The organism is Chitinophaga sp. RAB17 (genome assembly GCF_052114225.1).
GTDB lineage: Bacteria > Bacteroidota > Bacteroidia > Chitinophagales > Chitinophagaceae > Chitinophaga.
This window is the reverse complement of the sequence record NZ_JBFREI010000002.1, coordinates 119,089-132,312: the sequence shown is the minus strand read 5'-3', so window position 1 is coordinate 132,312 and position 13,224 is coordinate 119,089. Positions and strand designations below refer to the sequence as shown.

Sequence of the window (13,224 nt, the reverse complement as noted above, 5' to 3'; positions counted from 1 at the left end):
CGGCTACGGGCATACTACTAAAAGTGATCCCCCACTCGCTCTTAGCTAAAAGCTAACAGCTAATGCCTAACAGCTAAAAAAGCCATACCCCATTCATCATCGCTACACCGCAGGTTGTTTCAAATGAGTTCACGTAATTATCCGGTGTTCTGTGCCACCACTGTCCCCACATCAAACCATTGGAGTTTCTGTAGTTCCAGGCTTCTGCGGCGTTGTAGTTAAGCCAGGCAGCATAAGTGCTCTGGTAGCTCTGGTCATGTACAAACTTGCAGGCCCAACGTGCAAAAATAGCTTTAAAGCCCTGGCAATCGTCGTTATCATATTCATCCGGCAGCAGGCCCTGTGCATTGCTCATAGTATTTTTCGTATAGTCCATAGCTTTAGCTCCCATAGCTTTGTATCCATTGGAAGGGTAGGAGTTATGCAACATGCTGCAGGCGCCAATGAAAGTGCCCTGGGTATAGGTGCGTGCTCCTTCCGTAATAGTGCCGGCTGAATTCATAGCGCCTTTTACTTCACCTGTGCCGGATACGTACAACTTGGTGACCATCCAGTCCAGGATCTGTTTTGCCTTCGTGCGGTAACCAACATCGCCGGTAGCCTGGTAAAGGTACATGGCGCAAATGGCTGCAGGCGCGTTTACACATACATTCTTGGAGTTATTGGCGGTAGTCCACCATAAGCCGCCGCCCAGATTGGTATCCCAGGCACGGGCCCATACCATATCGAAATTGTTTTTTGCCATGTCTTTCATACCGCCATCATTGGTAATCTGAAAAGCACGGATACACATCAGGGCACCCCAGATGACATCATCGTTATAGATGTTGGAAGTCCAGAGTAAGCCATAGGCATCTCTCATACCATTGTAGAGGTATACCATCTTGTTTTTGAGATCTATGTCGTTGTTGACGGTATACGCATCAATCAACATTTCAATAGCTTCTGCCTGTCGCCAGAAATCCATGCGGCCGCTCTGGGTTACATCAGAATAATAGTACGCTTTAAAGGAAGGACCATAGGTACCATACTGATGGTAGAAGGCGTTGTTATAGCACTGCATGGCCAGCAATGCTTCCGACTTTACAGGTTGTACAGAATTGATAGTGACCAGGTTAGCCTTTGTTCCCGAAAGGGAAGCCGGATCTTTTGCTATCATTTCTTTTTTTTGGCAGCCAACAAAAATCAGTGCCAATAGGAGGGCCACTACACACTGGGTGCGGGAAAGCGCTTTTGCGCCCGATGGAGTTTTCATGTTTTCAGTTTTTGTGGAATCAGGAATGCTGCTTTTTGTGGAATGAACTGTTTGCTACGCGCCGATCAGTGCCTGTCTTATGGAAAGCCGTATTACTACAAAGGAGCCGCAAATGCTTGTTGGTTGTGCAAACAATGCGGACTCATAACAGTGGAACCGGGTTTACACGGATATCCTACACCTGAGGACAGGTGAACGGGGCAGAATTCCTTACAAACACAAAAAATATTTTGGGAGCCCTCCCGGTGAAGACTAAACGATCATTATTTTTTTCTGTCTTACAACCTGTAAAAATTAATGTAATTTAGAACACCGTTTTTGCCAAAAACATCATCCAAGATCTGCTATTATGAGAAAGTTCCTGATCCCTGTTTTCAGCCTGGTATTGTTATTTATCGCCATCAAAGGAATAAGCCAGTCTTCCGCTCCTCACTATAAAGGAAAAATTATAGACATGCATGTGCATATCGGTTTGAACGAACAGGAAGTCAAAAGCCTGAGCGCCGAGCGTACCAATTCTCTAAAGGATATACAAGCCTTTATGACTGCTACGCCTATTACTAAAGCAGCCATTATCACCATGGCCTGGAAAGGAGATATGGTGAATACCCGCTGGAGAAATGATAGCATTATAGCGCTTAGCAAAAAATATCCTTCCCTGATACCTGTATGCTCTGTGCATCCTATGGATGGCGCAGATGCATTTGCAGAAATGGAGCGGGTACACCAGCAGGGAGTACAGGTAATAAAGCTGCACCCCAACACCCAACGTTTTGATGTAGCGGCACCAGAAGTAGCTGCTATTGCCAAAAAAGCTGGGGAACTACATATGACCTTGCTGTTTGACAGCTATAGCTTATTGGATAACAGTGAAATTGGTAAGCTGATTATGCTGGCTGCTACCAACCCGGAAGCGAAATTCATATTTGCGCATACGGGATTGATAAATTTCCCACAACTTCTTGCTATTGAAGCATTGAAGAAATATCCCTGGTATAAGGGTAATATCTGGATGGACCTCTCAGCCATTGCACCTTTACTCGGTGATTCTCCCTATCGGGACCAGCTGGTATGGACTATCCGGAAAATCGGTGTAGACCAGTTCCTGTTTGGCTCTGACTTTCCCGTTTTCGCACCGGGCGAAGCAATTAAAGGAATAGAGGCGATGGGGTTTACGAAGGAAGAAGAACAGAAAATATTTTATAGCAATGCCGCGAGGTTATTGCAATTACAACCATGATAGGTGGTTTTAAAAAGAAGGCCAGCTTCCCTTTATCAGAGAAGCTGGCCTTCTTTTTTTAAAACTTATAGTTATAAGTAATATTAACACGTGCGCCTGATCCCTTTATAAAATTCTCATTCCTGGCATTCCATTGAGAAGTAACGGTGTAATAGTCTTTGTTGAAAATATTATCTACTCCGAGCTGCACACTGCTATGACCATCTATATTAAAGTCAGAGAAGAAGCTGAATAAGGTAAACTGTTCTATAGGTCCTTTTCCATAAGTGTATGCACCAGTAGCATCCGGAGCAAAGCGATTACGCGCGCCAGCTTGCAGCATCTGCAAACGTAAATTCCATTGCTTCACCGGCTGATAGCGGATGTAGGCGGTTAACTTTGGCGGAGCAATTTTATCTCCCAGGATATAAGTATCCTCTTTATCGTTATACTTACCATTTTTGTTGGCATCTATTTTTCCTTCGATATAGGAATAAGAGGCACCTGCACCTAAATTTTTCAGGATACGAACATCAGCAGCTATTTCGAAACCATGGATCTTAATCGGCTCCCGTGCTATTTCAAACCGACCTTCTACCAGTGTGTAGTTGGCGCCTAATTTAGAGGAGCTGATATAATAACTACCTTCCAGTTCTACAGGACCTAATGTACTGTTAAAGCCCGCTTCGTAGTTATTGGCAATGATAGCTTTTGTTTTTAACAGGGATACCGTGCTTTCACTGGCAGTACGTAAAGTACGGCCCAGCTCATTCACAGAAAAGCTCTGGGAGTAGCTGATAAAGGGTTTGAAATATTTCAGCTGATTATAACGTAACCCTGCGTTAAATACCAGGGCGTTGTAGTCAATAGCACCACCTTTTACACTTTTACCACCTTCAGAATACAGACCTGTTTTGGTATTCAGGGAAATAATGGTGGTATAATCCGGTACATCGATATTAATATTTTCGTAGCGCGCACCTGCTTTAAATATCAGGTGCTTGAAGAAAGTGGTCTTCAGTTGTGCATAAGGCGCCAGGTTGCGCATACTCATTTCCGGTACCCAGGTTCTTCCATCCGTCAGCTTCTGTGCTGTTTTATCATTTAAGATATCTAATCCGTATACCAGGTCACCATCTATGTTTTTACCAGCCTGGAATGGAGTAGATAAATTAATACGTATCCCTTTTTTATCCGATGAAATGGTTGACTGGCCGCCACCTACAAAGGAATCTACCCAGGAGAATACGGTATAAAATTTCTGGTAGTATACATTGATATCCAGATCAGTATTACCGATAATTTTCTGGCTGCCATAATGCACGTTTACGTTATGGTTGTAAGGTGTTCCTTCCGGATTGCCGGGACGGGTCCCAAAAACGCCAGTAGCTGCGGTATCCCGATAGTGGCCTTTTTTCAGGATATAGTCACTCCGTTGCTGGCTACCGAAAAAGTTATACATCACTTCCACACGGTTGAGGGGATTAATGTTGTAACCAATTTTTGTATAAGCATTCCATAACTGTGTTTCCCCCAGACCATAATCAGGAGAGAGCACTACGCCCTTTGCATCTTTATACACACCGGTTTGTTCATAGTGTCCTGAAACTACATAATCCAGTTTCTTATATGAACCGGACAACAGTTGTCCTACCTGCCAGCCACCGGTATGCTGTGCATTTTTTAGCTGGGTATTGCCACCGATGGTGGTTTGTCCACTCAAAGGCTGTCCCGGGTTGGCTTTTTTGGTGATATAATTGATCAATCCACCATCGGCGCCATTACCATAAATGGCGGTAGCGCCTTTTATCACTTCCACTCTTTCAATGGCAGAAGGATCTATGCTGCGGATATCACGACCTCCGTTTCTCAGCGGTGTTGACTGTGGAATACCGTCAATCATCACCAATATCTCTCTGCCTCTCAGCGTTTGCCCGGAATTACCGGTAGTATTGCTGCTGAAACCCAGTCCGGGCACACTGTTAGCCAGGATGTCCGAAATATTATTACTGATTCCTTTTTGAATAGCTAAATCTTTAGCACCTAAAATAGTAATGGAAGACGGCACCTGGTCCAGTGTTTCCTGTTTACGACTGGCAGATACTACAAATTCCTGCAGGTCGCCATTCGATGATAAAGTTATTTCCTGGTGGGTGGTATCGTTAGGGAGCAGGGTAACGGTTTGTTCCATTCCTTTATATCCTACACTGGTCACCTTTATTTTGTAAGTACCGGCTTTAGCCAGTGTGAGTATAAAAACACCTGATTTATTGGCTACCACACCTGTTTTTGATCCGGGGATGCTGATATTTGCAAATGGCAGCTGATCACCGGTTTCAGTTTTCACGGTGCCTTTTAAAACAGCTTGCTGAGCATTGGCTGATAGCGTAACTCCCAATAGGATGGGAATTAATAAAAATATACTACGCATATATAGGCTGATAAATTTGAAGCGCAAAGCTAGCAGCTACAATTTATCCCTGATTGCGAAAAAGGGAAATATAATGATCGAAAGCGGAATTTTACGGGTTAGAGCTGCAGACGGCTATTGACCAGCTGTATGATCTCTGCATGAATGTCTTCCACAGACCTCATTCCCTGAGTGTCATTAGCGCAAACAATCCTGTTAATGCTTTCATCAGCTAACAGCATCGCTTCATACTCTTTCTTTACGGCCTGTTGCAGGGAAGTATCTTTTTCGTGGATATCATCTTTCCCCTGGAGGTAGTCCCGGTCTTCATTGACGCGTCTTTTGGCCAACGCTGATTCAACAAAGGAAAATGGTACATCCAGGTAAATAGAAAACTGTGGTTTGGGGATCTGGTTGTAATTATATTCGAAATCATTGATCCAGTTGCGCAGGTATTCTTTCTCTGAATCGGTATGTAGCTTGGCGCATTGAAAGGCAATGTTTGAAAGTACATACCTGTCTACCAGCACAAAATAGCCATCACGGAGCCATTCATTGATGGTAGCGGCAAATGCTTTACGGTCTTCCGCAAACAATAACGCCACCAGCTGCGGGTGTACATTTTTCACCTCGCCAAATTCACCACGGAGAAATTTAGCAATGAGTTCACCAAACACGCCCTGGTTGCTCCGGGGAAAGTGCACGAATTTGGTCTTCTCATTTTTTGACTCCAGGTATTTTGTCAGCAGTTCTATCTGCGTTGACTTCCCGGCGCCATCTAAACCTTCCACCGCTATAAATTTGCTACTTGCTACCATTATGATCCCTGAATTGAAGTCGGAAATTAATGAAAATCTCCTGCTCTTTTGATTTATTAATGAATACGATTACGCTTGAAATACAAAAAGTCTGCATTACTGCAGACTTTTATCGTACCTGAAGCGAAGTTAGCAAAGTTTTGCCCAAAATCAAATTCGGCCTGCTGCCACTTCTTCCCCGAGATGAATGCTGATATCAGAAAAGTTAGGATAAACGATGCCCTGTCCGAAGCCACTTTCATTCACGATGCCGCCTTTATTTTTGTTATTGGAAAAGATTTTCTTTCCTACATAAATAGCTCTTTTCAGTAAGAAATTTTCCCGCAACAAGTCAGAACTAATGCGATTAAAGCCCCGGTGATCATCTGACATAAGGTGGTCATTACCTGTATAAGTCAAGGTCTTGAACAAGATGCCATTATCCTTGTACAGCTGTAGCACTTTCCCATCCTGCCTATAAACACCGTCATATCTCTTTTTGGGATGCAGCACACAATCGCTTAATTTTCCGCTGGCCAATGATTCACTGCTCACGTAAAATATTTCAAATATATTATGCTCTTCCAGGTAAATAATCTCCGTTAAATCTTCTCCCTGTGAGGAAATAAGTACGTCTTTCGTTTTCTTTGTTGAAAAGCCATCAGCTATCCGCATACTATCATCATGGGTAATGGCATTTAAAAATACAGGCTCTTTAATAATAACACTTTTTCGTCCATAGGCTTCCAGTCTGCATTTGAAGTCTTTGTCTTCATAACCATAATCCATTACTTTTTCATCATATCCTCTCATTGCATAAAAATCGTCCCGCCTTACACATACCCGTCCCTGTACATCCCACCATTTTTTGTTAGCGCCAATACGGGGAGGCATTAAAAAGATATCAGACTCTTTATTGAACTGCTCATTTACATATGCTGCAAACCCGGGACCGGTGAAATTATCAGCATCTATACTGCATAGAATATCGCCGGTACCGAGTCTGAATACCATATTCTTGGAATGGCTCATGTGGAAAAACTGAGGATCTTTTGTTCTGAAATAGGTCACCAGGCCGGTATCTATTTCATGTTGCAACTCTTTTTGGATCCAGTCGTATAAATCATCGCGGGAACCATAATCGAGGATGACAAATTCAATATTATTATACCCTGCATTGTCGAGGATATTACGTTTCAGGGTTTGCTTCAGGTGTATGGTCCGGTTCATACATACTGTACAGCAGGATATGCGGTTTTGCATGGATACTTCTTTAATGGTGTTTTCATGGAGGTGCCGGGTAGTATAACAATGGAAGAAGAAGATTGTTTGATGGGGAAGGGGAATATTTAGGTGCATTCGTACAAATGAATTCCAGGTATATTTTGGGGTCTAATAGTTACTCAGCTCTTCATTAAGATCCGTTATAAACTCGTCCAGATCTACCACAAATCCTGATTTATCTTCAATAGAAAAAATATTTAACAAATAATCTTCCTTCATTATTAACGGGATTATCTCAGACTCAAACGCTTCAAAGTTAACTTTCATCACCTCATAATCACTCCACGCTCCTTTGGCGGATAATTGCGCGAAAACTTCCGCACTCCAGAATGAAATCATTTTACGGCCTTCCAGTTCAGTAATGGCGATGGTGGCTTGTTTGGCTAAAGTATAGATAGTGAGGCCATCCGCGATCCACTTAACAGTGTATTTGTATCGTTGCAAAGGCGATAACTTCAAAACGTTATCTACTTCTTTTTGTGATATAATCTTCATGAAACTCCTTTGTTGGTTCCTTTTTAAGTAGTGCAAGTTAGGATTTTAAGGAAAACTAATAACATCCGCAGCTACGCTGCCAGCTAACGTTCTGTCTTTTAACTACTAGTAGAATACGGAAAATAATATGCTATAAATACTAATTAAATTAGTATAATTGCTAAATATATTAGCTTTAAAATTCATAACGATGCCCGCAAAAAAAGCAGATATCATCGCGCAATTGCAAAAAGATATCCTTCTTTTACAAGGGCTCAAACCAACATTAAACAGTGCTGCCGTAGATGTGGGGCTTGGGCCGATAAAAGATGCATTTCCCAACCGTTCCTTTCCCACAGGTGCCGTACATGAATTCCTCAGCACCGCCACAGAAGATGCAGCAGCTACCGCTGGTTTCATTAGTGGATTATTGGGTTGTCTGATGACAGGAGGCGGCATTTGTTTATGGATCAGCACTTCCCGCACCATTTTTCCTCCTGCTTTAAAAAGCTTTGGTATAGCACCTGATCAAATCATTTTCGTTGACCTGGAACGCGATAAAGATGCGCTCTGGGCCATGGAGGAAGCCCTCAAATGTGAGGGACTCGCAGCGGTTGTTGGTGAAATAAGAGAGATCAGTTTCGCTAATTCAAGAAGGCTTCAATTAGCGGTGGAACAAAGCAGGGTAACCGGATTTATTCACCGGCATCAGCCCCGCAGCATTGGTACCACCACCTGCGTTTCCAGATGGAGAATAACTCCACTGATCAGTGAACAGGAAGATCATATGCCCGGCGTAGGCTTTCCGCGCTGGAATGTGGAGTTAGAGAAGATCCGTAATGGCAAACCCGGCATATGGCAGGTAGAATGGTCAGCAGGCAGGTTCCGGCCTGTTCACCAGCATATTGCAGTAGTACCGCAACAGCCCATCCGAAAAATAGGTTGATATGTCCCGGCGCTTTGTAACGATATGGTTCCGTCATTTACTGACGGATTGGTTCACCCGCCGGCAACCCCACCTGCGAAACACACCTTTTGTATTGGCCGCAGCAGATCATGGCCGTATGAAAGTAACCGCCGCTAATGCAGCAGCACAGATGCATGGCATCAATGCGGACATGTCTGTTGCCGATGCCAGAGCCCTCTTTACCTCCCTGCAGGTATTTGATGAAGTGCCGGAACTACCAGCCAGATTACTTACCTCACTCGGCCATTGGTGCATCCGTTATACTCCCGTCACCGCCATTGATCCACCTGATGGACTGATCCTCGATATAAGTGGCTGTGCACATCTATGGGGAGGCGAAGCACCCTATCTGCAAGACATCCTTTCACGATTAAAAAATTTCGGCTATGATGTGCGTGCCGGAATGGCTGATACCATTGGCGCCGCATGGGCCATTGCACGCTATGGACAAGGCGCTGCCATGATACCGCAAGGTGAGCAAACAGCCTACCTGCTACCACTTCCTCCCGCAGCATTACGCCTGGATCCGGCAGTTGTTGAACGGCTGCACAAACTCGGGCTTTACCAGGTAGCCAATTTTATTGGTATGCCCCGGTCTGCATTACGCCGACGCTTCGGCCAGGACATGCTACACCGGCTGGATCATGCCCTGGGCCAGGAAGAAGAGGCCATTGAACCATTACAGCCCCCCGAACCTTACCAGGAACGACTACCCAGTATGGAGCCTATCATGACCGCCACGGGTATTGAAATTGCGCTGAACCGACTCCTGGAAACACTCTGTGAACGACTGACCAGGGAAGGAAAAGGACTTCGCACCTGCGTATTTAAATGCTACCGGGTAGATGGTAATATCCAGCAGATTGACATTGGCACCAACCGCGCATCGCATAATCCCATTCATCTTTTCAAACTGTTCGATGGGAAAATCCAGATGATCGAACCCGCATTAGGCATTGAACTGTTTGTACTGGAAGCGCCTAAAGTGGAAGACGCGCTCCCTTCCCAGGAAGTATTGTGGGTAACACCCGGCAGTCTGGAAGATGTGATCATAGCTGAATTGCTGGACAGACTCACCGGAAAAATGGGTACGCATACCATACAACGCTATTTACCGGATCAGCATCACTGGCCGGAACGCTCTATTAAAACCGCTTCCAGCCTACAGGAAAAACCAACAATAGACTGGCGCGCAGACAGGCCCCGGCCCATCCGGCTCTTAAAAAAGCCGGAAGCAGTACAAGTGTCTGCACCGATACCTGATTATCCCCCCATGTTATTCCATTACAAAGGACAGCTGCACCGGATAAAAAAAGCAGATGGCCCCGAACGGATAGAACGCGAATGGTGGCTGGAAGCAGGCGAACATCGTGACTATTACAGCGTGGAAGATGAAGAAGGCCGCCGTTACTGGCTTTTCAGGTTGGGACATTATGATGCGGATAAACCTCAACACTGGTTTATTCATGGCTTTTTTGCGTGAAGAATGAAAATGATGAAGTATGTACTACACAGAATTACAGGTCACCTCCAACTTTAGCTTTCTGCAGGGCGCCTCCCATCCGGAGGAGCTGGTAGAACAGGCCGCCACTTTAGGATACACGGAAATAGCTATCACAGATCATAACACGCTTGCAGGCATCGTTCGCGGTCATGTTGCCGCCAAACAAAAAGGGATACGCATCATTCCCGGATGCTGCCTTGACCTGCTGGATGGCCCCAGTCTATTGGCGTACCCCACCAACAGAGATGCCTATGGGCGGCTATCTGCACTGTTAACAAAAGGTAATCTGAGGGCAGAAAAAGGGCAATGTCATTTATATAAAACAGATGTATATCAACATGCGGAAGGCATTAAATTCATCGTGATTCCACCACCTGCGTTAAATGCCCTGTTTGACTATGATGATACGTTCAAACAGGTCCTAAGTGAATACCGTGAAGCCTTTAAAGGGCATCTCTATCTTGCTGCCACCCGTTCCTACCAGGGCGATGACTTAAAAAAACTATACCGTCTTTCCGGGTTATCTGAAGCATTGAGCATTCCTTTGGCCGCTACTAATGATGTACATTATCATCATCCGGAACGCCGGCAATTACAGGATGTATTAACCTGTATCAAAGAAAAATGTACCGTCTACAATGCCGGCTATCGTTTGCATCTTAATGCAGAAAGATACCTGAAGCCGCCGGCTGAAATGCATCGTTTATTCCGGCAATACCGGGATGCTATCAGTCGTACAAAGGAAATAGCTGCAGCATGCCAATTCTCGCTCGACTCCCTGAAATACATTTATCCGGAAGAACTGACTACAGAAGGACGTACACCACAGGAAGAACTGACTTTTCTCGCATGGCAGGGCGCCAGGGAAATATTCGGTGATCATCTTCCTGAAAAAATAATATATAACATCAACTACGAGCTGGGATTTATTAAGGAAATGGATTACGCTCCCTACTTTCTAACAGTTTATGATATTGTAAGATTTGCCAGGAAACAACACATCCTATGCCAGGGGCGTGGTTCCGCGGCCAATTCCACTATATGTTTCTGCTTAGGCATCACGTCTGTGAATCCAACAAAATTTGATTTGCTGTTCGAACGGTTTATTTCTTCCGCACGTAACGAGCCACCGGATATTGATGTAGACTTTGAACATGAACGGCGGGAGGAAGTCATTCAATACATCTATGAAAAATATGGCCGCGACAGGGCAGCCATTGTTGCCACTGTTACCCAGCAACGGCAAAAGGGCGCCATCCGCGATGTGGGAAAAGCCATGGGACTCTCTGTGGATATGATCAACCGCCTGTCAGGTGTTATCTGGGAATACACCGATGATTCGTTTGATAGCGATCAGGTTGCTGCACAGGGATTAAATCCCAATGACCCGCATCTCAGCAAAGTACTGGAACTCACCGAACAGATGATCGGCTTTCCTCGCCAGCTGGGACAACATACCGGCGGTTTTGTGATTACGCAGGGGAAATTATCTGATCTGTGTCCCATCCTGAATGCACGTATGGAAAACAGAACCAACATCGAGTGGAACAAAGACGACATCGATGCTTTAGGCTTTCTGAAAATTGATGTGCTCGCACTGGGCATGCTCACCTGTATCCGCAAGGCTTTTGACCTTGCCAAAGCGCACTATGAGCTGGATCTTACATTAGCCAACATACCACAAGATGATCCCGCAGTATATGAAATGGTGGGTCATGCAGATACGATCGGTGTGTTTCAGATCGAAAGCAGGGCACAGCAATCTATGCTCCCCCGCTTAAAACCGAAATGCTTTTATGATTTGGTGATCGAAGTGGCGATCGTACGCCCCGGGCCTATACAGGGAGACATGGTGCATCCCTATCTCCGGCGCCGTAATGGCGAGGAGACGGTAGATTATCCCAATGATGAATTGAAAGCTATTCTTGAAAAAACTTTGGGTGTTCCATTATTCCAGGAACAAGCCATGAAAATCGCTATCGTTGCAGCAGACTTTACGCCCACTGAAGCAGACGAACTACGCCGCAGTATGGCCACTTTCAAATCTGTTGGCACCATTTCCCGGCTTCGTGAGAAACTGGTTACGGGCATGACAAAAAAAGGATATAAAGAAGACTACGCCAACCGTATCTTCAAACAGCTGGAAGGCTTTGGCAGCTATGGCTTCCCCGAAAGCCACGCCGTCAGTTTTGCTTTGCTGGTATATGTTTCCTCCTGGATCAAATGTTACTATCCCGATGTTTTCGCATGTGCTTTATTAAACAGCATGCCCATGGGCTTTTACCACCCGGCACAGATTGTAATTGATGCCCGCAATCATGGTGTGGAAGTAAGACCTGTAGATGTAAATCTTTCTTTATGGGATAATAAGCTCGAGGAAATATCCGGGAAATATCATGCACTCCGCCTGGGTTTCCGCCAGGTGAAAGGACTTAAGGAAGATGATCTGCAATCGCTTCTCTCCAACAGAACCACCCACTACACCAGTATACCCGCACTCCGCGATGCCGGCATTCCCCTCACCACGCTGGAAAAACTAGCCGATGCAGATGCCTTCAGATCTATGGGCCTGGACCGGCGCCGCGCACTATGGGAAGTATCCGCGCTACACGACCGCCCCACCGGCATGTTTACCGGCCAGCCCTCTGAAAGCACCTCCGAAGCACAAATACAGCTACCTGAAATGACTACTTCAGAACATGTAGTACACGATTATAGCAGCACCACACTATCTTTAAAAGCACATCCGGTAAGCTTTGTACGTGAAAAACTTCAGCAGCTACATATTACCACCACAAAAGATCTTGACACTATTCCCGATGGACAACCTGTAAAAGTAGCAGGACTGGTACTGGTAAGACAAAGGCCCGGAACAGCGAGCGGCGTTTGTTTTATTACTATTGAAGATGAAACAGGATGCAGTAACCTGGTGGTTTTCAAAAAAACATTCGACAAATTTCGAAAAGAAATCGTGCAATCACGCTTACTCATGGTAGAAGGCAAACTGCAACGCGAAGGAGAAGTAGTGCATGTGGTGGTACAACGTTGTTATAACGTATCGAGATTATTGCAGCAACTCATTCCATCCAGGATAGAAGCAAAGGCAGCACAGGTAGTAGGAGAGCAGCAACAGGAGCAGAAAAAAGAAGTGACGCAGGGAAACATTTTTGCAGAGGCGAGGAATTTCAGATAGAAACCGTCACAATTAAATAGCCRTTTTATATTTCTACCGGATAAGGTCTTTCATTTTACCGGAATTCAATTATCTTAGGCTCACTAAAAAACCCAGTAATGAACAGCCCTAATGCTGTTCA

At 45.0% G+C, this 13,224-nt stretch carries 9 protein-coding genes; 4 read left to right on the top strand and 5 right to left on the bottom strand.

Annotated elements, in window-relative coordinates; all coding sequences use genetic code 11:
• Positions 1-73: 73 nt before the first annotated feature.
• Positions 74-1,255: a glycoside hydrolase family 76 protein gene (locus AB4Z08_RS06535; protein ID WP_441572930.1), complete on the bottom strand. Its 1,182-nt coding sequence runs from the start codon at positions 1,253-1,255 to the stop codon at positions 74-76.
• A 349-nt stretch (positions 1,256-1,604) separates the two neighbouring features.
• On the opposite strand from AB4Z08_RS06535, the gene AB4Z08_RS06530 reads away from it, so the two are divergent.
• On the top strand, positions 1,605-2,495 hold the full coding sequence (locus AB4Z08_RS06530; protein ID WP_441572929.1) for an amidohydrolase family protein: 891 nt from the start codon (positions 1,605-1,607) through the stop codon (positions 2,493-2,495).
• A gap of 58 nt (positions 2,496-2,553) precedes the next feature.
• On the opposite strand, the gene AB4Z08_RS06525 is transcribed toward AB4Z08_RS06530, so the two are convergent.
• The 4 genes from AB4Z08_RS06525 to AB4Z08_RS06510 all read right to left on the bottom strand — a co-directional run bounded on the left by AB4Z08_RS06525 (position 2,554) and on the right by AB4Z08_RS06510 (position 7,460).
• Positions 2,554-4,905: a TonB-dependent receptor gene (locus AB4Z08_RS06525; protein ID WP_441572928.1), complete on the bottom strand. Its 2,352-nt coding sequence runs from the start codon at positions 4,903-4,905 to the stop codon at positions 2,554-2,556.
• Positions 4,906-5,003: 98 nt separating this feature from the next.
• Entirely contained in the window at positions 5,004-5,702 is a 699-nt protein-coding gene (gene tmk, locus AB4Z08_RS06520; RefSeq protein WP_441572927.1) for a dTMP kinase, read from the bottom strand.
• 150 nt (positions 5,703-5,852) lie between these two features.
• Positions 5,853-6,944, bottom strand: a complete 1,092-nt coding sequence (locus tag AB4Z08_RS06515; protein ID WP_441572926.1) for a glycosyltransferase family 2 protein — start codon at positions 6,942-6,944, stop codon at positions 5,853-5,855.
• Positions 6,945-7,073: 129 nt separating this feature from the next.
• Positions 7,074-7,460 carry a DUF2750 domain-containing protein gene (locus AB4Z08_RS06510; protein ID WP_441572925.1) on the bottom strand — a complete coding sequence of 129 codons (387 nt, stop codon included), beginning with the start codon at positions 7,458-7,460 and terminating at the stop codon, positions 7,074-7,076.
• Positions 7,461-7,650: 190 nt separating this feature from the next.
• On the opposite strand from AB4Z08_RS06510, the gene AB4Z08_RS06505 reads away from it, so the two are divergent.
• From AB4Z08_RS06505 to AB4Z08_RS06495, 3 genes are read left to right on the top strand one after another with little or no spacing between them, the layout of a single operon-like run.
• Positions 7,651-8,385: an ImuA family protein gene (locus AB4Z08_RS06505; RefSeq protein ID WP_441572924.1), complete on the top strand. Its 735-nt coding sequence runs from the start codon at positions 7,651-7,653 to the stop codon at positions 8,383-8,385.
• 1 nt (position 8,386) lies between these two features.
• Positions 8,387-9,889, top strand: a complete 1,503-nt coding sequence (locus AB4Z08_RS06500; RefSeq protein WP_441572923.1) for a Y-family DNA polymerase — start codon at positions 8,387-8,389, stop codon at positions 9,887-9,889.
• Positions 9,890-9,908: 19 nt separating this feature from the next.
• Entirely contained in the window at positions 9,909-13,103 is a 3,195-nt protein-coding gene (locus tag AB4Z08_RS06495) for an error-prone DNA polymerase (protein ID WP_441572922.1), read from the top strand.
• Positions 13,104-13,224 lie beyond the last annotated feature (121 nt).